The sequence below is a fragment of the Bacteroides sp. AM44-19 genome, from assembly GCF_003603395.1.
Classification (GTDB): Bacteria; Bacteroidota; Bacteroidia; order Bacteroidales; family Bacteroidaceae; genus Bacteroides; species Bacteroides uniformis.
Map to the genome: position 1 here is coordinate 759,482 of NZ_QTNB01000001.1, position 25,280 is coordinate 784,761.

The 25,280-nt window shown below is 40.5% G+C and carries 22 protein-coding genes; 11 read left to right on the forward strand and 11 right to left on the reverse strand.

The features are described from left to right. Positions 1-247 precede the first annotated feature (247 nt). The 9 genes from mnmE to DW947_RS03490 all read left to right on the forward strand — a co-directional run bounded on the left by mnmE (position 248) and on the right by DW947_RS03490 (position 9,620). Positions 248-1,642: a tRNA uridine-5-carboxymethylaminomethyl(34) synthesis GTPase MnmE gene (mnmE, locus tag DW947_RS03445; RefSeq protein ID WP_044468225.1), complete on the forward strand. Its 1,395-nt coding sequence runs from the start codon at positions 248-250 to the stop codon at positions 1,640-1,642. A gap of 306 nt (positions 1,643-1,948) precedes the next feature. Continuing rightward, on the forward strand, positions 1,949-3,415 hold the full coding sequence (locus tag DW947_RS03455; protein ID WP_032556418.1) for a helix-turn-helix domain-containing protein: 1,467 nt from the start codon (positions 1,949-1,951) through the stop codon (positions 3,413-3,415). Between the two features lie 109 nt (positions 3,416-3,524). Then, positions 3,525-4,640 (forward strand): tyrosine-type recombinase/integrase, encoded by a 1,116-nt coding sequence (locus DW947_RS03460; RefSeq protein ID WP_118940684.1) that lies wholly within the window; start codon positions 3,525-3,527, stop codon positions 4,638-4,640. Between the two features lie 170 nt (positions 4,641-4,810). Continuing rightward, complete coding sequence (locus DW947_RS03465) at positions 4,811-5,611, forward strand: hypothetical protein (RefSeq protein ID WP_022471182.1); 801 nt, start codon at positions 4,811-4,813, stop codon at positions 5,609-5,611. 98 nt (positions 5,612-5,709) lie between these two features. Further along, positions 5,710-6,084, forward strand: a complete 375-nt coding sequence (locus tag DW947_RS03470) for a helix-turn-helix domain-containing protein (RefSeq protein WP_022471183.1) — start codon at positions 5,710-5,712, stop codon at positions 6,082-6,084. A 3-nt stretch (positions 6,085-6,087) separates the two neighbouring features. Beyond that, positions 6,088-7,158, forward strand: a complete 1,071-nt coding sequence (locus DW947_RS03475; protein ID WP_117974492.1) for an AAA family ATPase — start codon at positions 6,088-6,090, stop codon at positions 7,156-7,158. A 302-nt stretch (positions 7,159-7,460) separates the two neighbouring features. Further along, the gene (locus DW947_RS03480; protein WP_022471185.1) at positions 7,461-7,880 is read left to right on the forward strand and encodes a plasmid mobilization protein; all 420 of its coding nucleotides are present in this window, start codon (positions 7,461-7,463) and stop codon (positions 7,878-7,880) included. Beyond that, complete coding sequence (locus DW947_RS03485; RefSeq protein WP_118940685.1) at positions 7,877-9,088, forward strand: relaxase; 1,212 nt, start codon at positions 7,877-7,879, stop codon at positions 9,086-9,088. Before DW947_RS03480 ends, DW947_RS03485 begins: the two co-directional genes overlap by 4 nt. Positions 9,089-9,092: 4 nt before the next feature. Beyond that, entirely contained in the window at positions 9,093-9,620 is a 528-nt protein-coding gene (locus DW947_RS03490) for a hypothetical protein (RefSeq protein ID WP_022471187.1), read from the forward strand. 325 nt (positions 9,621-9,945) lie between these two features. On the opposite strand, the gene DW947_RS03495 is transcribed toward DW947_RS03490, so the two are convergent. Then, positions 9,946-10,872, reverse strand: coding sequence for a tyrosine-type recombinase/integrase (locus DW947_RS03495; protein ID WP_005864322.1), 927 nt, complete (start codon positions 10,870-10,872; stop codon positions 9,946-9,948). Positions 10,873-10,912: 40 nt separating this feature from the next. Between DW947_RS03495 and DW947_RS03500 the strand changes: the two genes are divergently transcribed. Next, on the forward strand, positions 10,913-12,085 hold the full coding sequence (locus DW947_RS03500) for a restriction endonuclease subunit S (RefSeq protein WP_119958448.1): 1,173 nt from the start codon (positions 10,913-10,915) through the stop codon (positions 12,083-12,085). On the opposite strand, the gene DW947_RS03505 is transcribed toward DW947_RS03500, so the two are convergent. After that, a complete protein-coding gene (locus DW947_RS03505) occupies positions 12,078-12,653 on the reverse strand; it encodes a restriction endonuclease subunit S (RefSeq protein ID WP_224440811.1) in 576 nt (191 codons plus the stop codon). The genes DW947_RS03500 and DW947_RS03505 overlap by 8 nt on opposite strands. An 82-nt stretch (positions 12,654-12,735) precedes the next feature. Between DW947_RS03505 and DW947_RS03510 the strand changes: the two genes are divergently transcribed. Beyond that, positions 12,736-13,260, forward strand: a complete 525-nt coding sequence (locus DW947_RS03510; RefSeq protein WP_224440865.1) for a restriction endonuclease subunit S — start codon at positions 12,736-12,738, stop codon at positions 13,258-13,260. Here DW947_RS03510 and DW947_RS03515 read toward each other — a convergent pair. The 9 genes from DW947_RS03515 to DW947_RS03555 form a co-directional block, all read right to left on the reverse strand. Continuing rightward, on the reverse strand, positions 13,253-14,485 hold the full coding sequence (locus DW947_RS03515; RefSeq protein WP_119958457.1) for a restriction endonuclease subunit S: 1,233 nt from the start codon (positions 14,483-14,485) through the stop codon (positions 13,253-13,255). The two genes, DW947_RS03510 and DW947_RS03515, sit on opposite strands and share 8 nt — an antisense overlap. Positions 14,486-14,490: 5 nt before the next feature. After that, a complete protein-coding gene (gene rhuM, locus DW947_RS03520) occupies positions 14,491-15,897 on the reverse strand; it encodes a RhuM family protein (protein WP_165859459.1) in 1,407 nt (468 codons plus the stop codon). A 7-nt stretch (positions 15,898-15,904) separates the two neighbouring features. Then, entirely contained in the window at positions 15,905-17,458 is a 1,554-nt protein-coding gene (locus DW947_RS03525) for a type I restriction-modification system subunit M (protein WP_005864312.1), read from the reverse strand. Between the two features lie 5 nt (positions 17,459-17,463). Then, positions 17,464-18,210 carry a GIY-YIG nuclease family protein gene (locus DW947_RS03530; protein ID WP_009125812.1) on the reverse strand — a complete coding sequence of 249 codons (747 nt, stop codon included), beginning with the start codon at positions 18,208-18,210 and terminating at the stop codon, positions 17,464-17,466. Between the two features lie 8 nt (positions 18,211-18,218). Beyond that, positions 18,219-21,047: a type I restriction endonuclease subunit R, EcoR124 family gene (locus DW947_RS03535; protein WP_009125813.1), complete on the reverse strand. Its 2,829-nt coding sequence runs from the start codon at positions 21,045-21,047 to the stop codon at positions 18,219-18,221. 23 nt (positions 21,048-21,070) lie between these two features. Next, complete coding sequence (locus DW947_RS03540; RefSeq protein WP_009125814.1) at positions 21,071-21,352, reverse strand: helix-turn-helix domain-containing protein; 282 nt, start codon at positions 21,350-21,352, stop codon at positions 21,071-21,073. A 135-nt stretch (positions 21,353-21,487) separates the two neighbouring features. Then, positions 21,488-23,206 carry a hypothetical protein gene (locus DW947_RS03545; RefSeq protein WP_032556413.1) on the reverse strand — a complete coding sequence of 573 codons (1,719 nt, stop codon included), beginning with the start codon at positions 23,204-23,206 and terminating at the stop codon, positions 21,488-21,490. 21 nt (positions 23,207-23,227) lie between these two features. Next, positions 23,228-24,493 (reverse strand): type II toxin-antitoxin system HipA family toxin, encoded by a 1,266-nt coding sequence (locus tag DW947_RS03550; RefSeq protein WP_032557991.1) that lies wholly within the window; start codon positions 24,491-24,493, stop codon positions 23,228-23,230. Positions 24,494-24,495: 2 nt separating this feature from the next. Further along, complete coding sequence (locus tag DW947_RS03555; RefSeq protein ID WP_032556411.1) at positions 24,496-24,816, reverse strand: helix-turn-helix domain-containing protein; 321 nt, start codon at positions 24,814-24,816, stop codon at positions 24,496-24,498. Positions 24,817-25,280: the final 464 nt, after the last annotated feature.

The following is a 25,280-nucleotide window of genomic DNA, read 5'->3' on the forward strand; positions in this document are numbered from 1 at the left end:
GCCAATCCTAGGAGTAAGGTTTAGTAATGACTTCATCACATCCTGCCTGACGTGCCCGTTGCTGGTCTGTATAGTGTAGCAATGTCCTGCTATACCCACAATGGGCACAGAGGCGGATTAGGCTTTATAAGCATCTATCCATTATCGATTTGCACAAAGTTACGATAAAAGCCCATAAGTTGAATCACCATCTCTCTTTTTTGTAAAGAAACCATTATCTTTGCTGAATAAAAATAAGCCGGATAAAATGAACCAAGATACCATTTGTGCCATAGCCACCGCCCAAGGGGGAGCCATAGGATGCATCCGTGTCTCCGGACCGGATGCCATAGAGATAACATCCCGCATATTTACCCCTGCCCGGAAGGGGAAGAAGCTGAAGGATGCCAAGCCATACACACTTACCTTCGGTCATATCCATGAAGAAGAAAACATCATAGACGAAGTACTTGTAAGCTTATTCCGTGCCCCCCACTCGTACACGGGCGAGGATAGCACGGAAATCATGTGCCACGGTTCGAGCTATATTCTTCAGAAGGTGTTGCAACTGCTCATCGGTAATGGTTGCCGCCTGGCCGCTCCCGGTGAGTACACGCAACGGGCCTTCTTGGGCGGCAAAATGGACCTAAGCCAGGCCGAAGCCGTGGCCGACCTCATCGCCTCCACCTCTGCCGCCACTCACCGCCTCGCCATGAGCCAAATGCGCGGTGGGTTCAGTAAAGAGCTGGCCTCACTACGCGACCAATTGCTGCACTTCACATCACTCATAGAACTGGAGCTGGACTTCAGCGACCACGAAGAACTGGAATTTGCAGACCGCTCCGAGCTATGTCTCCTAGCAGACGGCATAGAGCAGGTAATTTCCCGTTTAGTACAATCCTTCAGTGTAGGCAATGCCATCAAGAACGGTGTGCCCGTAGCCATCATCGGCGAAACGAATGCTGGTAAATCCACCCTGCTGAATGCACTACTAAACGAGGAACGAGCCATTGTAAGCGACATACACGGGACAACCCGAGATGTGATAGAAGACACAGTCAATCTTGGCGGGATAACTTTCCGGTTTATTGATACGGCAGGCATACGCGAAACGAGCGACACCATCGAGAGCCTAGGAATTGAGCGAACCTTCCAGAAATTGGAGCAGGCGGAAATCGTGCTCTGGGTAGTTGATGCCACGAATGCCGTCTCACGGATACCACAACTAACTGCCCAGATACTTCCCCGTTGCGAAGGGAAACGGCTCATTCTCGTATTCAACAAGGCCGATCTGGTGCAGGATGCCTCAACCATCCTCACCCCCAGTTTCACCCTGGCCGCTACTAATGTGCAATGCATCTCCATCTCTGCCAAAGGGCGTACCAACCTCGACAAGCTTCAGCAAATGCTAATCTCTGCCGCTAACCTGCCCACGGTTACCCAAAACGATGTCATTGTCACGAATATACGCCACTACGAGGCTTTGACCCATGCCTTGGAAGCCATCCACCGGGTCCAACAAGGGCTAGCAGAAAATCTATCCGGAGATTTTGTTTCACAAGATATCCGCGAATGTATTTTCCATCTAAGCGATATTGCGGGGGAAGTTACGAACGACATGGTACTTGGGAATATTTTTGAACATTTTTGCATCGGCAAATGATGGCTTGTAAACAGCCATAAGCAACCATAACCATTTAGAATAAAGTCGCTGAAATCCAGCGACTTTTATTTTTGTGTCTATTCCAGTCAATTCTGACAGACTGCCAATTTTCAGCATCTTTTTGTACCATAATTCTACCGCCGAACAAATAAGCGGGCTCCTCGCACTCATCATAGCGACATCTTAGGCACGATGTGAGACGCTATGAGAATGAGCGGAACCGCTATAGAAGACACAGCGTGAGACGCTGTGAGAAATTGTGAGACGCGTTGAGACGAAATCGACGAAATTAAAGGCGACTAATATATGGAGGTACAGAGAAAATGCCAGTGGTGCGGCAAACCATTTATAGCACACACGATGGTAACACGGTTTTGCAGCAAATCGTGTACAGAAAAAGCGTATAAAGACAAGAAGCGCAAGCAGAAATTGCAGGAATACGAAGCGAGGCAAAACGAGCAGCCAATGCAGGAAGTTGGCATTGTGGGAGGCAAACCGTTCCTCTCCCCTGCCGAAGCCGCTACCCTTTTAGGTATCAGTCGTGCCACCATCTACCGACACATGGCTACCGGTATCATTCGGGCGTTGCAACTTCGTGGGCGTACCATCATACGCAAATCCGACATTGAAAAGATGTTCGACAATGCGCCCGACTACAAGAAACGCAGCTATGGACGGAAGCAGACCGTCCTCTATTACACCACGAATGAGATTTTGGAGAAATACCAAATCCAGAAGAAAACCCTGTACCGTCGCTGCAGACTATACAACATCCCAAAGGTTGCAGAAGGTAGCCGTGTGTTCTACAACCGCACCCTCATAGACAAGTATTTTGCCGACCTTGCCGAAGAAATCAATCTGGACTGTTATTACACACCGGAGCAGGTCATGGGAAAATACGGTATGAGCCGTAATGCCGTTGTCACCTTTGCCCTGCGGCACAATATTCCCCGAATCAACCGCCACCACGAGGTGTATTATTCCCGTGCCCATATAGACGCTATCAAAGAAAAGCAGGACAAGTTGAATCCTGACTATTATACCTATTCGGAAATCACCGAGAAATACGGGCTTACCAAGATAAACATCAGCTACTATGTCAACAAATACGATATAACGAGGTTCAAACAAGGAAGCCGGACTATGGTATTGCGCACCGAATTTGACAAGGTATATCGTGAACACCGGAACGGTACATATACACCCAAGAAGCGCGAAAGCAAATCCGGCCAGCAGGAGCAGAAAGAACCTTTTACAATCCCCGACGGATATTATTCGTCAGAACAGATTGCAGTCACATATCAGATGACCAAGAAAACTATTTGCAGGCTGTGCCGTGAAAACGACATTCCTAAAATCAGTCACGGAGGATTCAACTACTACGAACAGTTGGCAGTAAACCGTTTCTTCGTCAAATATAAGGCAGCTGACAATATCAAAGAATGGATTGGCGCAGAACAGATGGAAGAAATATACGACATGAGCAAAGATGCCAGATGCTCGTTTGTGCATCGCCACAAAATCCCCTCCCGTGTAGTTTACGGCAAGGTTCAATACTCCAAAGACCATATCGACACTATCAAGAACGGAGGTTTCGACCAACGCGAAAAGTATTACAGCGTAGCCGAGGCGATGGAAAAATATGGTTTGCGCAGAGATGATGTCTATAACTATGCACGCTATAACAACATCCGAAAAATGCACCACGGCAAATCCATGTTCCTGCTGAAAGAGGATTTTGACAAGGTGATGGCTGAAAAATCCGTCACCTGAAAAATTATTCCATACAGACAGGAAAATTACTCCTGACGATTATAGGTCTGTATAGAACCATTTCGTTGGTTTGCAGCAAATTATTAACAACAATATAATATAGTAGAGTATGCACGAATGTAAAACTGTAACATTGAGGACAAGACCTCTAAAGAACAAAATGTTGTCATTCTATCTGGATTATTATCCGGGATATAGAGACAAGGAAACGATGAAAGTAATCCGTCACGAGTCGCTTGGCATTTATATCTATGCCAACCCGAAGAACAAACGTGAGCAGAATTTCAACGATGTAATGACCGAGAAAGCCGAAGCCATCCGTTGCCGTAGGTTTGAATCGGTTGTAAATGAACGCTATGATTTCTTCGACAGGTACAAACTAAAGGGTGATTTCTTGGAGTACTATCGCCAGCAGCTCCGCAAGCACGACCAGAAATGGGAGTTCGTCTATCTCCATTTCAAGAACTTCGTACACGGCAAATGCACTTTTGAAGAGATTGACATCGACCTGTGCAACAAGTTTCGGGAATATCTGCTGAGCGCCAAGAAACTAAGACGCAACGGACGTATCACACGAAACTCAGCATCAGGATACTGGTCTACTTTCAGAGGATTCTTGAAAATACTATATCGTAAAGGGATGATAAAGACCAATGTCAATGACTTCTTGGAAAAGATTGAAACAGAAGACACTATGAAAGAAGCTTTATCTGTTGAAGAATTATACCAGTTAGCTGAAACGCCATGTAAAAAGCCTATTGTGAAAATCGCATCGCTGTTTTCCTGTATGACCAGCTTGCGCATCAGCGACATCCTAGCCCTGCGCTGGGAAGACATAGTGGACTACTCTGCCGGAGGGAAATGTGTGCATATCATCACACAGAAAAACAAAGCGGAAGACATCATTCCCATCAGCGAGGAGGCATTAGGACTGATAGGATACAGTTCTGAGAAGAAAGGTCTGGTATTCAAGGAACTTATGCGTAGTTGGACACAAGTACCAATGAAAGAGTGGATTCGTTCTGCCGGAATAACCAAGAACATAACATTCCATTCATATCGGAGAACATTCGCAACCCTCCAAGGTGCTGCCGGTACAGACATCCGTACCATACAAAGCTTGATGGCGCACAAAAGCATCACCACCACGATGCGTTACATGAAAGTCGTGGACAGCAACAAGCGTGAAGCCAGCAAGAAAATCACTTTGACACGCAAGGGTTGAACTCCCCTATTTTGCCCCATTACATAGTCTTAGAGTATGATTTTCGAGAGATTATCATACTCTAAGACTATATTTTCTTAAAAATTGACCGATTTACTGCACTTATTTATAACTATCTGGAAATGTGCTTATAACTTTGCACTATCATTTCATCTAAACAACAATAGATTATGACAGATAGTATTCAAATTCACAGAAAAAAGGCAAGTTTCATACTTGCGGTAAGCGTTACTTCATACTCGGTAATCGCCACTTATCTTTACAACTGCCATCAAATAAACCTGATGGAATATACCACACCTATTATATTGAGTATTGTGATCTTAACTCTTTCATGTGCGTTCTCTCAAAGATTTTTCTATCGCTACCTTATCAAGAATAACGTATGTATTTCTTTTGGCAAGCAAAAAGAATCCATCCCACCTGAAATCACGCAGCCATCTGATACCATTACCGCGGAAGTAGAAGTTATAGAAGTGCCGACAGCAAGGAATGATTACACAGATGGTTATGACGAACGCATAGCTGAAATAGAACGGGAAAAGGCAGAGCAGCAAGCTGACATTATGCGTGTTATGCACGAATATACCACATATAGTATGGCTGAGTTCCTTTCAAAAGACGACCTTATTACACTTCACGAAAACATAGAGTGCTTTGCCCATGGGCAATGTGATTTATACAAGTCCATACGTTCCAAATTCGACAACCCATTAAACACTCTCGATATACGGCATTTTGTATGGAATATCGGTATAAGGTTGAATATCTCGGTGGAAAAATGCGCAGAATTCATAAAAACCATATTCCCACACGAATTGAAAAATGCTACTCTGTTTTATTTATCAAAAAATCTACGGACTACAGGTATTTGTAAAATCCCACTTGATATTCCCCTAAAAGGAGAGTATTATTTCAATTGCCTCAAAAAAGCAGACGATGAGACAGCTGGTTCTGACCGACTGAAATGATTCCGTCGCTGACGGGAAAATTACCCTCTGCTGACGAAGGTCTGCATAGGATCATTGTGTTGGTTTGCAGCATGTTTAACAAATAAAACATTTGAATCATGTCTAAGAATCAATTCACATTCAATGACCTTCCCGAAGTGCTGGGAGAGTTATGCGACCGAATTGCAAGTATGGAAAGTCTGCTGACAGAGAAACTTTCCAAGCAGAACGAGGTCAAGGAGAACACGCACGTCCCCATGACCGTGCAGGAGGCTTGCGCCTATCTCAAAATGCCGCTATCGACCTTTTATTACAAAGTTAAAAAGGACGATATTCCGGTTATAAAACAAGGCAAGCACCTCTACATCTATCGTGATGAGCTGGATAAATGGTTGGAGTCGTCCCGTAAGACCGTTATTCCGCAAAGTTTCGAGGAAGAGAATGATGCGCTGCTCGCTTCCCATCGTCGTAAACCAAACAATAAAAATTGGTAAGCTATGGAGAAGACGAACAATAACATTCCGACAGCCGAGGAACTGGCTATTTACATAAAGGAGGCTACCGTGAGCGTAACCAACACATATGAACAGTCGCCTGTGGTGTTGATGGTGGATAACTCCATTATCGGAACATTGGGCAACTTCAGTGCATCCATCGGTAAAGCCAAAAGCAAGAAGACTTTCAATGTTTCAGCCATTGCCGCTTCCGCATTGGCCAATGGCACAGTACTCCATTACCGTTCATCGTTCCCGGAAAATAAACGGACGATATTGTATATCGACACCGAACAAGGAGAGCCTCATTGCCAAAAGGTGCTACAACGCATTCTATGTTTGGCCGGATTACCAAAGGATGCCGATTCTGACAATCTGATTATGTTAGGTCTGCGCAAATATTCTCCCGAAATGAGGCTTGCAATAGTCGAACAGGCCATTGGCACAATTCCGAATTTGGGTCTGGTCATTATAGATGGCATCAGGGATTTTATGTATGACATCAATTCTCCGAATGAAGCCACCAATATAATCTCCAAATTCATGCAGTGGACGGATGACAGGCAAATCCATATTCATACCGTCTTGCATCAGAACAAGAATGATGAACATGCCCGTGGTCACATCGGCACGGAACTTAACAACAAAGCGGAAACCATCATGCAGATCGAAGTGGATAAAGAGGACAAGACTGTAAGCGTGGTCGAAGCCGTCCATATCCGTGACCGTGAGTTTGAGCCTTTCGCTTTCCGCATAAACGAGGAAGCCATACCCGAACTGGTAGAGTCCTATCTGCCCAAAGAGAAAAAGATCGGACGACCAACCAAAGAGCCGTTTGAACCGTACAAGGAAATCCCTGAGAATGTACATCAGGCTGCGTTGGATGCCGCCTTTGCAAACGGCAACATCAGCAACTACAATGACTATCTGGAACGACTGAAAATAGGGTATGGATTGCAAGACGTAAATCTCGGTCACAACAAAGCGGTCAAGGTCGCTACTTTTCTCAGAAACAAACGCATGGTAATAAAAGTGGGGAAAGAGTATCAAATCAACCCCGAATACCATTACTAAGTTTGACTTTACTTTATTATCGGGGCATACATATAAGGATAAAGCAAAGTTGTGAAGATAGTAGTTGAAAACATTCATTCTCTCCCCTCTTTTAGAGATGTATCTTATACCATCCGGATGCCAGTTCGCTATGTACATCCGATATGGTTTGCCGGAAAGTATCAACAGGTAACTGTTGCGAGATATGCCAAGGTATAACCTCACTACGTTACGGTTGTACATTGGCGCTCTCGCCGGCTCATAGACTCCGCCGGTGCGGTACTCGCAAGCTCGCACCTATTCACCATTATAGAACTATTTATATGAAAGAAAATATTGAAAATTCATCCAGTTCCTCTGACGAGACAAGAAGCGTCTTTATCGGAGCTAAAGTCACTCCCAGCCAGAAAGAACATATAAAATCACTGGCCGAACAATGCGGCATGACCGTAAGTGACTACATATTATCACGCGCGTATAACTTCAAACCCAAAGCAAGACTCACGAGAAAAGAAGCTGCTCTGTTGCAGAATCTGGACGATTGTCGGTCAGACCTCGTAAAATATACATCTGCACTTCATGGAATGTCCACAAAGCAACGCATGATAATGTTCAATCAGATTCCGTTCATGGTCGGTTGGCTTAAGGAGCTTGGCAATGTAGCCGAAAGTGTCTGCCAGTTCTTGAATGCTGCAAAAGAGAAGAACAACATTCCGTCTAACCCTAAATCCAAAGAAGAATGATTGCAAAAGCCAAAGCAATATCGCACGGAATAAACGACCTCCGTTATATTACCGGAGAATCACAGCACAAGAAACATCCGGAGAAAATCTATCGAGTAGTGGACAATCTGTTACCCTCTCAACCAGACGCTATGGGGATATGGAACTCCATGCAGTTGACCTTATCCCAATATCGGCCTATAAAGAATTCTGTAATCAGAATCGAGTTGAGCCCATCGCCCGAACATACCCAATTCTATGACATTGAAGATTGGCAAACACTTTGGCAGGAATTCGCCGAGGAGTTCGACAGACAAGTGATTACTGGCAAGAACGGAAAAGTCCGTTCCTGTCCGACCAATTTGGCGGGCAGCAAATACTCAGTTTGGTTGCATACGGAATCCAAAGGCGAAGTCCCTCACCTCCATGCTGCGATTTGCCGTTTGGATGAAGATGGCAATATCAACAACGACCATAACATTCATCTTCGTGCACAACGTGCAGCCGAGCGAGTGGCAAAGAAACGAGGCTGGACAACTGCAGCGCAAATCCGAAATTGGAACATTCCACAAGTGAACCGGGACTGTATGGAGGTGTTGAAAGCAATGCCATCATGGTCATGGGATGAATACAAGAGTGCTCTTATACGGAAAGGTTATACCGTCCATGAAAGAGAGGACAAGAAGGGTATTCTTCGTGGATATGCACTCGTGCATGGGAATACCAAATACAAGGCTTCCGAATTGGGAGTCGGCAGGAACCTAATGGTCTCGAAACTTCCTGCGACATGGGAGAAACTGTACCATCAGCCAGCAATTGCCATTAGAAACAATACACCCTTAGAGGTTCAACAAATAGCAGAACATAAGGCTGCACCTATTGACTACACCCAATATCGCCCAGACCATTCGGATATGATTCCCTACACCCTTACCCATAAAGATAAGGAACACAAGTTCTATATTCCGGAAAAAGTGCTTGACTGCTTCAACGACGAATTTAATTACAGGTTCGTTTCCAACTCGCATGAACTGGCTGATATGGCCGTGGCTATTTTTGTCGGACTGCTTGATACGTCGAATGTAGCAACCGGCGGAGGTGGCGGAGGTTCGCAAAGCGAGCTTCCATGGAGAGATAAAGACGAAGACGATTTGCAATGGGCTCGCAGATGCGCTCGTGCTGCCAGTCGTTCGTTAGGAAAGAAAACGAAAATAGGATTAAAACGATAAGCGCATGAAGAAGAAATTTGATTTTTCCGCAGAAATGGCAGAAGCGGAATCCATAAAGTCCAATCCTAAGAATGAATATCAGGAGGAAGAAAATCGCCTACTCGATATCAATGCACAAGAACTTGTCAAGCTGAATGACAACGTGTTCAAGTTGAGAACGGATGTTAAAAATCTGTCCAACTCTATACGAGAGTGTAAACCTATCATTTCTGAAGAAATGCAGAAGATGGCAGTAGAATTTGGCGCAAGGCTTCTATGTGATTTTCTCAGTCAGATTGAAAGCAAATGCAAGGAAGCCGAGCGGAGAATAAAGAAAGCCGACAATGCCATCCATATTCCGGCTACCACATTTTATATCACCATTATAATACTGGTAGCCCTATCTTCTTTTTTCGTCAGCATGATAGTGGCCAATGCAGAAATATTGCATTCAGCGTTGATATGGAAAGCAGTCGTTATCTATATTCTTATTGCAATTTTGGGGATTGCCATGGCTATAATCGTACCGAAGATTTTGGATAAATGGACGTAATTGAAAGTTTACGAATCTTTAGAAAGCAACTATCATTGGCATTTGTTTGGTCGTATCATAGGCTATAACAATCCTGTAACCGCCGTAACTGTTACGGTGGTTACGGAATTGTTGTATAGTTCTGCGATTTGACATTTGAACTAAAAGTGCATACAAGCTATACTTCAATCAACATAGCTATTTTCTTTGAACTTGTCGGGTACATGTCGGGCATCTTCTACGTTTTATTTAACAATGACTGAGCTTAGTGCATTTTCACTTGGACTTGCTAACTTAGACCGTTTTTCTCCAAATGATCGCACAGAAGTTACATACCAGTAAAATGCTATTTGCCAAGCGACTTGAACATCTTGGCGATACAACGTTTCTTTTGTTCCATATTTGGATGGACATAAAGATTGAGCGTGGTACTGATATTTGAGTGTCCCAGCAATACACTGACTGTTTTATAGTCACAATTGCTTTCTATACAGCGAGTCGCAAAGCTATGCCTAAGCCCATGAAATTTCAATTTGGGGATACCAAGGTGCTCCATCAACCGTTTGTAATAATTGCGATATGTTCGTGGTTCTGTGGGCAATGGTTCATTGGTGAGTATGTAGTAATCCGCATTTACCACTTTTTTCAGTGGTTTCACCAATGCAAGCAACTCCTTGCTCATAGGAATTTCACGGCAGGAGTTCTTTGTTTTAGGCGTATTGATAACCAGCTCAGTATGTTTCATTTCACCTTCGATAATATAAATACGCTCTATGGTACGCTGAACGCTGATAGTTCCGCTATCGACATCAATGTCACTCCAGCGTAAAGCACAAACTTCACCAATACGAAGTCCGGTGCTTAGGCTTATATAGATGCCTAAATTACGGAATGTGAAATTTTGACGAATGTAGTCCAATATTTTCTTGTGATGGGCTACAGTCAACACCTCCAGCTCCTTGTTCTTTTCTGTTGTAGGATATTTTATGTCCCATTCTGAATAATTCATCCATTCGTGTTTTACTCCGAACTTCATCACCATTTTGAGCACAATAAGAATGTCCTTTACCGATTTTACACTCATACCACCATTGAGTTTTTGTAGTACAAAATCTTGTACCGCTTTCTCGCTTAACGCATCACTTTCACCAAAATATGGTAAAAGATGGTTTTCCAGAATCAACATATAAGCTGCAAATGTTGATTGCTTCACATACGGACGCTTGTCTTCTCGCCAAGCCATCGCAATTTCTCTAATTGATTTCTTTGTCATAATTGCTTTTTTAGGGGTTTCCTATAATTAGAGAAATATAATGGGCAATGTTCCCCATTTGAGATTCCCTGAGTTTAGTGGGGAATGGGTAACAAAATCAATAAACGATTTAGCGGTTGTTATTGGCGGTGGAACGCCTGATACTACTGTAAAATCATATTGGGATGGAGAAATACAATGGTTTACCCCTTCTGAAATAGGTAAAAATAAATATGTTGATTCAAGTTTGCGTACCATAACAGAAGTGGGGTTAAACAATTCCAGCGCAAAACTTTTGCCTCCCAATACGATACTTTTAAGTTCTCGTGCCACCATTGGAGAATGCTCATTATCTCTCAGAGAATGTGCTACAAACCAAGGTTTTCAATGTCTTGTATCTAAAAAATGCAATGTTGATTTTCTCTATTATCTGATACAAACAAAGAAGAAAGATCTAATCAGGAAGTCTTGTGGGTCAACCTTTTTAGAAATTTCGGCAAATGAAGTTCGTAAAATTCAAGTGTCAGTTCCATCTGATGTTGAGCAACAAAAGATAGCAGAGTTATTGTCGTTGATAGATGAGCGTATTGCTACTCAAAACAAAATCATTGAGGATTTGAAAAAGCTAAAGTCTGCGATTAGTAAACAGGTATTTGCTCAAGAGCCTAATGGATGGTGTAGATTAGATACTTTATTCTCAAAAGGCAAGGCTGGTGGTACTCCGACTTCCACAAATAAAGAATACTATAATGGAGAAATACCATTCTTGAGTATTAACGATATAACAAAACAAGGTAAGTATGTCCGATATACAGAAAATCATTTGAGCCAAAGTGGATTAGAAAACTCTTCGGCATGGGTAGTTCCAAAGTATAGTTTAATAATGTCAATGTACGCATCAGTTGGCTTGGTAACTATAAATGAAATACCTACTACAACAAGCCAGGCAATGTTTGCAATGCAACTAAAAGACAAAGGTTTATTGGATTATCTGTACTACTACTTGTCATACTTTAAGTATCGCTACATCCACAAGTATCTTGAAACTGGAACACAAAGCAATATCAACGCTGATATTATTCGCGGAATAATGATTCCAATTTATGGACATAGTCGCAATATGGAAATTGCGTCAACACTGCAAGGCATTGATGTAAAAATCGACAATGAGTTATCAGTACTTAAACTATTCAATAAGCAAAAGAACTATCTTTTGTCCCAGATGTTTATATGAACATCTGGGTAAGGAGATATTGCTTCTGCATGGTTAACAAGGTTAGTCTTCGTAGCTCATTAATGATGCGCTCATCGTATGAGTGTAGTATTTTTGCGACCCAAAGAATGTTATTACCATTTGAGGAATACGGTAACACATAGCTTTCTACATCCCCTTTACCAATATTCATTTGGGCAGCACCTTGACCACAAGCTATCATACTATTCTCAAATCTTTGAGAAGATAGAATTTGATATAGGAACTCTCGATTTACATTTTTTGAAAGTTGCAACAAACCAACTCGTTGGTTGAGTAAATAGTCTCCATTCTTACAAAGAGAAACACGCCCAACATTACCCGTAAGAGATATTAAAATATCTCCTTCTTTTAATACTTGGTGGTCTTGTATATCGTTCGGCAAGTTGATTATGCAATTGCAATCTTCATCGTTTATATATCGCTCGCCAGGCACATTTGTTATTGTGAGGATTTTCCATTTGCCCAGTGCATTATACTTACCACTCTGGAATGCGTAACCATTTTTCAATGTCGCAATATTCGACAAGCATATAGTAGTTTCTAACAAATCTTTTCGTGCAAACAAATGTTTACTAATCGCAGACCTATAACACAAACAATCCTTAATTAAGGGAATTGCACAGCATTGCATTAAAGAATCAACAAGTGGAAACACATATGTAAAACTTGGTGATATTTGTCAAATTACAACAGGAAAACTAGATGCAAATGCACAGGTAGATAATGGGATTTATCCATTTTTTACTTGTGCAGAACAACCATTCAAAATTGATAGCTTTGCTTTTGATACAGAAGCTTTACTAATCTCTGGTAATGGCGCTAATTTAGGATATATCAATTATTATCACGGAAAGTTTAATGCTTATCAAAGAACTTATGTGTTAGATATATTCTCCGAAAATATCCAGTACATTAAATGGGCGTTGAAAGTATTGCTGCCCAAAAGAATTGCAATAGAAAAGAGTTCAAGCAACACTCCTTATATAGTACTATCGACTCTCAGTGATTTAAGGTTACCAATTCCCAACAAGAGCATTCAATGCCATATAGCAAAATTAATGCAATCTTTAGAAAGAAAATTATCAAGCCAAATTGCATTGAATGGTTCTTATAATAGGTTGAAGCAATACTTACTCCGCCAGATGTTTATATAAACATTTGACGGAGCAGATACTGCTTTTGTGATGTATAAGCTTTAATAATCTTATTCGCTGTTTTTAATTGGGACTTCAATAATGATATTGCATAGCCTATTTCTCTTTGTTTATCAAGAGAAGGTATTTTGAATACAAGCTGCGAGAAAGCCTCCATATTTAAATTGCGTCTAACGATACTTGCGCCTTGCTCTGATACCATCATATAGCTGTATAAGGCACGATGAGTCTTTAACATTGCAGCCACAAACTGATTGTCGTAACCATCTGCTATTGAAAATACTTTGTAAGAAGGAGAAACTATCCCAATTTCAAATCTATCATTGTAATTGATATTCCCCATCCATAAATTTTGAGGACTTAAAACAACATCATGAAGCCGAATGATTTTATAACCCACATTGTTTTCACTTGCGATGTCTTTTGAAAAATACTCTCGTTGAGAGAATATACCCTTAACAGTGGAACTCAGTACCTCATGTTGATTATTCGTTTGTGAGCGTTCCGACCGTTCCAACAAAATATCTCCGAGACAAACAGATTTTCCTCCAGTATCATATTGCAGCGTATTGTTTAGTCCCTTAATTAAGGATTGCAGTTTCTCAATGATTTTGTTTTGGGTGGCGATGCGTTCATCTATTAGTCGTAACAGTGTAGCTATTTTAGTTTGCTCCGCTTTGGATGGAATACCAACATAACACTCGGAAAAATTCTTTGTGCTGATGGAATAGATTTTTGTTCCCTGTGCTATTCGTCTAATCTGATTATGAAATGCAGATGACGAAAAAGCATATCCTTTGAAGCCGACAACAGTTTTATTTTTATTGTCTCGCCCATGAATTGTGTGTAAACCACAAACAATATCCTTATTATCAAGATTAAAAAACTCAATGGCTTTAGCAACCTCATTCGTATCTTCCGAAGCATCAGCAAAGGCTACATCTCCCTCTTTACACAATTCAAAGTTTTTAGGCATATTACCTTCTTTGACATTGGGTAGTTTATCTCTTCTCAAATCCACCATAGTAGGAAGCCCAACATGAATGAGTCCATAATGTAAGTTCATCATGGCTTTCTCCCCATATTCAAGTTGTTCCCAACTCAGAGAATTGGTTGAATAGAAATCCAATAGCTCAGACACTTTACATATTTCCCATTCCTCTATAAACTCTGGGAATCTCAAATGGGGAACATTGAGGATTTTATTTTCGTTATTATTTGCCATAATCATTATTCTTTATCAGGGTTAATATCAAACGGCAACAATTTGTCGCCATTATTAAACCGGTCGAAATCAGAGATAAAAGAACGGTCTTGAATCACTTTATATTTCTCGTACTCGCCATACGCCTTCTCTCGTGCTGCTTCTTGTGAAACTTTACCGGCAGTATCTTGTGCCTTATAATCCATAGTGCCAAGAAACTGTTCAAGACGTTGCTTCCAATCTTCCATCGTTGTTATAATGTGACGTTGGGCACGAAGCTCTGCAAATTCAAGGAATGCGTTAGTTACGCCGTTAAGTTCGGAAATCTCTTTGTCTGACAAATAGTTCTTTGCCACAATCGTATCGGACTTCTGAACTCTACCATCGGGAGCTTTCTTCCAAGTGGTCAATCCCATATGGGGCATTTCAGAGTCGGCACGTTCATACACTATTTCAGCAGCGGTACGATTAGTCACAGCCAAATGCATCATATTTTGCACCATTTTGAAGAACAATTTAGTACAATCCGATTTCGGGTCGTAATCAGCACTGCATTCCGCATAGATGTCTGTTATCTTCTGGTAGTATCTGCGTTCCGATGTGCGTATCTCACGAATACGCTCCAGCAAATCATCAAAATAATCTTTGCCAAAATGCTTTCCCTGTTTTAGTCTTTCATCATCAAGAGCATACCCTTTAATGACAAATTCCTTCAAAACAGACGTAGCCCAAATACGAAACTGAGTGGCTTGATAGCTATTGACACGATAACCTACCGCTATGATAGCATCCAAATTATAGAACAACGGTGTACGCTCCACGTCTCGTTCTCCCTCGGATTGAACTATCCCAATTTTTCGGATAGTTGCCTCTTTGGTAAGTTCACTGGATTCATAAATCTGTCCAAGATGATAGTTGATGGTTCGTACATCCACCCCAAACAAGTCCGCCATGCGCTTTTGCGACATCCAGAATGTTTCACTATTGAATATTACCTCTACTCGAACTTCTCCTTGTGCGGTTTTATACAGTAACAGATTGGAACTATATGAGTTAAGCACCAATTCGTTAGTAGATATGGTTTGAGAAAAGTAATCTCTTGCCTGTTGTACCAATACTTTTTTTGCATCAGCATTTTCAGCAATAATCATACACGCCATACGTGACAAGCGGAAGATACTGACTTTACGGAACGAGCCACTGCCTATCTTCACCATATCAACCGCTTGGTTGAAATGCTCATCAATATTCATTCCTTTTATGCCTGCGACTTTGATTGCTTTGTCTATGACTTTTTGGAATTTCCAATAAGCCGAATAACCCATAGCAGCGCATAGGTCACGTGAACTCCAATATTCATTTTCGCTCTCATCGTGACGGCGGATATTGTCGAATGAAGGACGCATTTCCGGGATGTTATCTATCTCTGCCATAACACTATTATTCAACCAGTCCCAATTCTTTAAGATATACTTCAATCTCCTTATCTAGTTCGGCACGTTTGGCTTCCAACTCCTTGATTTCTGCCATTACAGCTTTAATGTCAATAGGTTCTTCCTCTTCAAAAGTATCGACATAACGAGGAATATTCAGATTATAGTCGTTATCGGCAACCTCCTGTAAAGTGGCAAGATGGCTGTACTTTTCTATTTCTTTTCGCTCGCGATAGGTATCAACAATCTTGTCAATATGCTCTTTACGCAGTTTGTTTTGTGTCTTGACTTTCTCAAACTCCTTGCTCGCATCTATGAACAGAATATTATCATCTTCCTTACGGCATTTCTTCATCACAAGAATACAGGTCGGAATACTTGTACCATAGAATATATTAGCCGGCAAACCGATAATGGCATCGATATAGTTTTTCTTCTCTATCAGGAAACGGCGTATTACCCCTTCTGCATTACCACGGAACAAAACACCGTGTGGAGCGACACAAGCCATCGTACCACCTTCGTTCAAGTGATAAATCATGTGTAGGATAAAAGCATAATCTGCTGTCTTCTTTGGCGCAAGTCGCCCTGCTTTGCTGAAACGGTCATCGGTATTAAATTTGTCGGCAGCACTCCATTCGGCAGAGAATGGAGGATTTGCGACTACCGCATCAAACTGAGTGTCGCCAAAGACATCCCATTCAAGCGTATCGCCGTTTTCAATCTTGAAATTGCTGAATCTGATACCGTGAAGCAACATATTCATTCTGGCGAGGTTGTAGGTCGTCGGATTCTTTTCCTGTCCGTAAATATCAACCGCATTTCCAATACTTGCAGCACGAAGAAGCAATGAGCCACTACCACAAGTAGGGTCATATACATTGCGCAAACGCTGGTGTCCAATGGAAACAATCTCTGCCAAAATACGGCTAACTTCCTGCGGAGTATAGAATTCCCCGGCTTTTTTCCCGGCTCCTGCCGCAAACTGCGAAATCATATATTCGTAAGCATCACCCAAGATGTCAATTTCCTGTGATGCCTCTACGCTAAAGTCTATATCGTCCAATGCAAGAAGCACATTGCTGACGAGTGTATTTTTATCATTGGCTGTTTTACCCAATTTAGGTGAAGCCAAGTCTATATCTGAAAACAATCCTCCGAAATCCTCTTCGCTGTCCTGTCCAAGAGTGCTGTCTTCGATACGCTTCAATGAACGTTCAAGTATAGGTAAAATGTTCTCTTTCCGCTTGATGGCCTCTATTACGGACGAAAACAAGAATTTCGGTTCAATGAAGTAACCTATATTTTCCAAGCATTGATTCTTTACTTCCTCTTGTAACTCGACTACATCGGTATCATCCATTTCCCACAATTCCTTAAAGGTTATTTCATCATCCACCAAGGCATTGTTGGCATACTTTTCTATTTTCTCAGATAAGTATTTATAGAAAATAAAACCCAATGTGAAATACATAAAGTCGCTTGCCGACATATTGCCACGCAAACGATTTGCGACCTCCCAAAGCTGGTCACGGAGTTTCTGTTGCAGTTCTTCGCTCATATTTATTATAATTCTTTAATTACAAAACCAAATTTATTCGCAAACTCTAAAATACGACCTATATTATTCTTACCATGCTGTGATGATACAACAAACCTGACACCATCATTAGACATAAGAATATCTTTTTCAAACCATCTTTTATGCGTATCTGACGTTTTAAGTTTCCAATTTCCGACTTCTTCAACGGTTTTAACTAAGTGTTTAGGCAACAAATTAATTAGCTCTTTATAATCAACAGAGGTAGACTCGATAAAAAGTCGAACTACTTCTAATGCTAATCTACCTTTCCCATAAGAACCAACTCCATTAAGTGAATATTTTGTATAGTCTTTTCTGCTATTAGTACATTTTCTTGGCAATTCATTTTGAACAGATTGAGATATAAAGTTATCGCTACGCAAAGGTTGATTATTCTCATATTCTGTTATTACGGCATCATCTATAGTTTGTGCTATTTCTTTAAAAATTTCCAATGCTTTTTGCGGAGCGACATTAAAAAATTCTCTGTTCTGACGAATACGAAAATCAGTCAAATTGTCGATTATCTTATGCACGAGTTTTTCCACCTCATTATATTTAACCGTTTTAATGGTTGCATGTATCTCAAAAGGCAACGGAACTGCCGTATTGTCAAGTTCCTTGGAACGTATATCAACAGGGCGTGCGCTTTTGCCAATCTTAACCCAATCCTCACGAAAACTTGGATTAGTCAAGATATACACATATCCGGGTTCATTTGTTTTTACCATATACGTATTTACTCCCAATTAAATGTTCTTATTATATTACGCAATCTCTCCATGATTCTCGTCAACGCCTTTCTTGTTTTTATAAGACCAAGATGTTTTTCTTTCAATGCCTTTTGTATGATTTCCGGCTGTTCCTTTTGCAAATAGTCATACTCCTTTATGTATAGATTCAGCACCTCGGTAGGAATTTGTTCATCATCCGACAAATCTTTTACAGCCTTATTGCGTTCAGATACAATATATTGATTCAAACGCTCTTCCAATTCACTTGTACCATCAGCCTTACTACGTCCGCTCATGAAGTTTTCCTTATCTTCATCAACATTTTTCCGAATAAAGCCATCAATGAGTTTGGCTTTGCCTCGCATCCCGGCATCCTTAATCATTGTGTCAATGATATGTTGCCTTTTCTCTGAATAATCATTGCTATATGGGTCAAGTTCTGCAATGAGTTCAAGAATGTAAGCCACATTGATAATGTCGCTATGTAGAAGTTCAAGACAGAAATCTATATCCTCTAATCCCTGACTGTTCCCATACGGAACAGGGTCTTCTGCAACTACAGATGGAATTACAGGCGGTTCTATAAACCCGACTGTAATGTCAAGATACTTACTCTTATAGTCGTTGAATTGCTGCTCAGTCATACCAAGATCTTCCGCATCCTCGCTATAATCTTCGTATATCTGGATTTCCGCATGTTTACGGATAATATCACGAAATGCCAGAACAAAATTTTTCTTGTCATTTTCGCTTTGCAGAAAATCTATACTGCTGGGTGTAGGATATTTTTTCAGGAACTCTGTTGCCAAGCATTTATATTCCTTTTTTACATCCTCAAACGGTGGACGTACTATATCTTCAGAATTATCAGAGTTGCTGAACAATTTAATAGACGTATCAACATTATTTTTCAAGTCACGGAAGCAAACGATTTTACCGAAACGTTTCTTCTCGTTCAATACTCGGTTGGTACGACTGAATGCTTGCAGCAAACCGTGATATTCCATATTCTTATCTACATAGAGCGTATTCAGTTTTTTACTGTCGAAACCGGTAAGGAACATACCCACGACAAGACAAAGGTCAAGCGGTTTCATATCCGCTTTCTTCTTTTTCATGCGCAGATTGATGTCATCATAGTAGGCACGGAAGTTTTCTGTAGTAAAAGCAGTGCCGAACATATTGTTATAATCGTCCATAATTGTTTGCAGTTCATCAGCCTCACCCACACCCTCTTTTGCATACTGCCCTGTACCCATGCCGGTCTGTTCATCATCCAGACTATTGTTGGCAGCGTAAGTAAACACAGCACCTATACGGATTTTCGGATTCAACGATTTGAATATCTTGTAATATCGTATGAGCATCGACACGGATTGCACAGCAAACAAGGCATCAAACTCTCCGTCGAATGTGGATTTGTTGAAATTGTTAAGGATAAACTTGGCGATTTCCTCCATACGAGCTTGATTGTCGTTGTCAACAACTTCGTTGCCGTGATAATACTCCACAAGGAATCCAAGCACGTTTTCATCGGCTATGGCATCCTTAATAAGATATTTATGAAGACAATTTCCGAATATCTCCTTAGTGGTATGCCCATCTACCGCATTTTCAGTAAAAATAGGTGTTCCCGTGAAGCCAAAGATTTGAGCATTGTCAAAGAACTTCATAATCTTCTTATGACTATCCCCAAAGTGGCTACGATGACACTCATCAAATATCATCACGATACGTGAGTGGCGAATAGTTTCAATCTTGTTGCTATACCACGTCTTGCTGACTGCGGCATTGAGTTTCTGAATGGTAGTGATGATAATCTTAGAATTGCTTTGAAGTCGCTTCACAAGTTCATCCGTATTATCAGTACTATCCACAGCTCCCGGCTCAAACGCTTCATATTCCGATTGAGTCTGAGTATCAAGGTCATGTCGGTCAACAACAAACATAACCTTATCCACATCATCCAACTCTGACACAAGTTGGGCAGCCTTGAACGAAGTCAATGTCTTTCCGGCTCCTGTTGTATGCCATATATAGCCGTTATCGTTGGAGTTCTGCACACGATCTAGAATTTTCTCTACGGCATAGAACTGATAAGGACGAAGCACCATCAAACATTTGTCGCCCTCGTGCAGCACGATATATTTCCCTATTATTTTGCCAAGCGTACATTTTTCCAAGAAGAATACGGCAAACTTATCCAATTCATTAAACGGATGATTGGCTGCATCCGTCCAATTGAATGTAAACTTATAACCGCTATTAGGATTGTTGGCAAAATAGCGGGTATTGACACCATTTGATATAACAAACAATTGAATATAGTCGAACAATCCGTGGAACGAAGTCTTATGATAGCGTTGTATCTGATTATATGCCTGTTTGAGTTCTACTCCCCTGCGCTTTAACTCTATCTGAACCAATGGTAAACCATTGATAAGTATAGTCACATCATAGCGGCATTTTTTCCGTCCTTCAACAGTAATCTGATTCGAGACCTGAAACTCATTCTGACACCATTGGGTACGATTGAGAAATTCCACCCAAATCCGTTGTCCATTTACCATATCAAGCGGATAGAGGTCACGAAGTTTCTTGGCCTTTTCAAAGCGAGTTCCACCTTCAAGATAAATTAATATCTTCTCAAACTCTTCATCCGTAAATGAAGTACGACCAACTTCCGCCAGTTGTTTCTTGTTATGAATCTCCAACTGACGTTTGAAATTAACATAAAGATTATCTTCCTCGACAATCTGGACATACTCATAGTCCATTTGTCGGAGTGTGGCTATCAGTCCGGCTTCCAACGCCGCTTCGCTTTGTGTTGACATATTCTTGTCCTGCTATGGTGTTACTACTTATTTATTCTAGCTTGCAATATCTTGATGTCTAATGCATTTTCTATTTTGCATAAGGTTTCCAACGACAAATTTTCACGACCTTTCAACACTTTAGAAACATACTGCTGGGTACAATTCATTTTCTCAGCCAAAGCTCGTTGTGTCATACCAAGTTCCTCCATTCGGTTTGACATGATTGCTGCTATAGCCTGTGAATGGCAAATCCAATCCTCGCTCTTATTTTCCATTATATTCATTCCTTCTCCTAAAGCGTTGTCTATCTTGTCTTCAGCCATTGTATGCATCAAAAATACCTTTGCCTTATTTTGTAGGCAAAGGTACTATAAATAATCGAGATTACACAACTTTCAGGTTGTTGTTTGACAGCCAAAACTCAAGAATCACCTATTGTACAATAGAACTATAATATTTTATTGCTTTACGTATAACATCTTTTTATTAGGGCATCGCCTATCTAGTTCAAATCCGTAATTTCCTTTTGATACGGATTGAAATTTTTCATCTCCATCTTTAATAGTTAATATTTTTAACTTCTTCCACCTACCATCTTCCTCGTAAAAGAAAAAATCCCCAACACTAATTTTTACGTTGTCAATTTTCAGGCATACTATGGTATGTTGTCCATAATACTTATGTGGCACGGCCACTTCATTTACTTTTGGCCTAAAATCTATTAAGCCATTATTAAATAGTATACTTTGGGCTTCTTGTTTAGTTATGATCCCATCTTCTATCTCGAAATACAGATTAAACAATTGCCACGTATAGCACAATCCTCTTTTTTCATTTACCGCATCCTTGATCTGCTGCTGATTAAATGGAGGAATTGTTCTGGAAAGAGGTTCTACACCTCTTTCATTATTAACAATATACAATCCAAAGACATCAAATCTTTGTTGTTCTTCCCTTCTGCGAAAAACATTCTTAAAGATTTGACTACATTGTGCATCTGTTGAGGTTCCATTAATACCTTTTATTTCCACAAGGAGCAATCCTTTATCTTCTGTATTAATTTGAATATCCTCCTCATTGAATTCCTTATCGAGTTCCTTGTCTTTATCAATTACATCTTTAAATCCTAACCATTTAAAATATTCAAGACAAGCTTCAACTAACTCATCCCCTGTTGCAGTAAGAAGTTTATGCAAAAATGAATATTCGTTACTATTCATTTCTATTTTTTCTTCCAAAGCAATCAGACGTTCATTATATTCCGCAATTAACTCCTCTTTTTCTCTAAGCAATTCTTCTTGCCCTGGTAAATAATAAATTGACTGATTTAACCATAACGACTCTTCTACTTCTGGAAAATATCCAGAAAAATATTTAAACAGAAACTCTTGCATTACCTTTTGTAACAATTCTCGCTTCCTTTTTGTTTGAGGCAATACCAAAATTATATCGTTCTTACTCATAAAGAAGTAAGAAACAACACCTCCAGTTCTATTCATTAACAAAGGTAAGAATTGGTCATCTTTTACTCTTTTTTCGCCGTTATTATCCCATACTGTTGGATGTTCATATATCTGACAATAAGAAACATCATTAAGAAAAGGTTCAAACAATACTCTTGATAATATACAATCACATAATTTCACCTCTGTACCAACCATATTAGAAGAGCAACAATCCACCAAATGCTCATAGTTATTATGCTCTATACTCTGACTGGAATAATAATCATTTATATCCCTAATGACATATTTTACTAACTGATATGGGGCTTGAAATGCTATTCTTATGGCTGGTCTATTTCTGTCTTTATGAAGACTATAATTCAGAATTGAACTACCATATGGGCATGGATCAAATATTGTTTGCGGAGCATTACTGATAAAATAATATGCTTTTGAACCTAAAATCTCTGTCCTCGTATTTTCTTCTGTATTATACGGAATCCTATCAGGCCTTATCATATCCTCGATAAATATATCATATTCATGTATATTTTGAGGTAATTCATAATTGAGTAATAAGTTCAAACCACCATGATTTTTCCCAGACACATCAATAGGTTTTCCCAAACTTCCGTCATAAACATCAAATCTGTCTTTTAACAAGTTCAAACAATCCTCATCTAAATCTAGACAACAAACTCTTGTCTTTTCACGCTTAGTTTCTGAAGCCATATTTACAAAACAATAACATTACTAAAAATTCATTTTACACCTCTCATCCAACACCCCTCTAAACATATCCATTTCTCGCTTAGATATACCTAACCGTACCGCCAACCCTCGCCACCCTTTCACAACATTAATAACCTCTGAAACAATATGTTCAACTGTTTTTCTGTTGAGCATATAGTGCACACAAGCATCAAGCAAAATGCCGAGGTCTGCCTTGTTGGAAGTTGCCGAAATAAGCAGACTTTGATATTCGTTCAGAGTGGGATTCATATCGTATGCAGGTGAGAGCGTCCAGCCTTTTGCAGTCAAAAGAAAACCATGATTGCGGAAATGGTCATCGCTGTTGCCAATGCAGATATTGAAAGCCACACGGCGATAGAGTTCCTGCAAATTGTACTCAACATCCGTACAGTTTTGAATAATGAAATCCACTATATCCAAATAACCATGCCCTGTAGTTGCATTATCTCCGTCATTCAGTCCCAACAAAGTCATTGCAGAAGCAAAATGAATCCGTTTTCCATCTTTGGTTCTGTCAAAACGTTCTGAAAGCAAGGTGTGATATTTTTCGCCTGTGGCAATAACTTTTGTTTTTGCTGCATTTATACCGGCTTTTGCTGCAAGCAAATGGCTGAAATGTTCCCAAAGTCCGGCATCGTAATCATCATTACGAGAAGTAAACTTGGCGACATAAAGCGTTTTATCCGTATCTATCACACTGGCTTTCGGTCTTGCTCCACCCAATGAAGAACCCGGTTGCACAAGTTGCGTAATCCACTTTCTGTCTGGCAACACATTATCCTCTTCGCTTCTCTCAATCTCCGCACTGGCCGCAATCAATTCCCTAATATCCGTCAAAGGCGGAATTTTCAACGACTCACTTACATTTATAAACTCTCCATCAGTGTCTTCCTTAAAACGGAAAGCACCCATTCGGGAGAAGTCATCAATGCCGGTCAGGAAATCGAATGAAGACAATCTTCGTACTGGCCGATTTTCTTCTATTGCTGCAAGCTGCTCACGTCGCAACAACAGAGTCCGTCCCCAACGATCAGGCAAAGCATCAGAAAAACATCCGAATATATCCTTCCCCGGCTGCGTATATTGTTGTCCCGGATAATTGTTCAAATCATCGCTCAAAAACAAATCTCCATGCTTTTTCAACCAATCATCGCTGAATGTAAAGCAATAACTGTCAGAGCCACGAAGTGATTCGTAGCCCAACTCGCCAATGAGTTCTATCTCCTTCAGCCAGTCAAAATCAGCATATACATACAGTTTCTTCATCCCTATTCTTTTTTAGATGCACGCTCCCTTGTCTTCAAACTCAAATCCTGCAAGGCTTTCCCCAATTTATCTTCTTTCGCCAGCCACAGAATATCATCGTCAAGCTGCAAAGCATACAGCACACGCAAATAAATGCCGATTGCCACAGTCGGTGCACCTTTCTCGATTCGGGATATGGTTAGCGGAGAACAGGTAGCACGTTCGGCCACCTGAGCCACACTCAAATTCCGACGCAAGCGAGCCAACTTAATCTGCTCCCCTACTATCTGCATCTTCTGCTCCAATTTTCGGGGCAACTTAGTACCCATTGTATTCTTTGCCATAATCAACCTATCATATAATACGCAAAGATAATACTTTTTATTTATTTAATGATGTATTACACATAGAAAAACACACATCATTGCATAATTAACCATGCACATAATCCATTTTGAGCAGAAACTCCCAGAGCTAAGTGCTATTATATTGTTTATTATCGCTATATATACCTAATTAACGAAATATTGTTTGTTATATAGATGCAATCTGTTCCTCATTCACGCATCATGTCAAAGAACTATTTTGCCAACCCCAAAAGGAGTAACCACATTTCCAACTTGACTTTAATGACTGCTATATACCAAGTAGAGTATTTCCCATGGGTTGGGTTCAAACCACCCCATGGGAATAAGGCTATTTTAACAAAAGATATGGCTTACATACTTATTCGCAGCGTGAGCATCGGAGAACGAATATACATCTTCCATAACAGTTACATTTTAAACTGTTATAAGTGAAGGACACC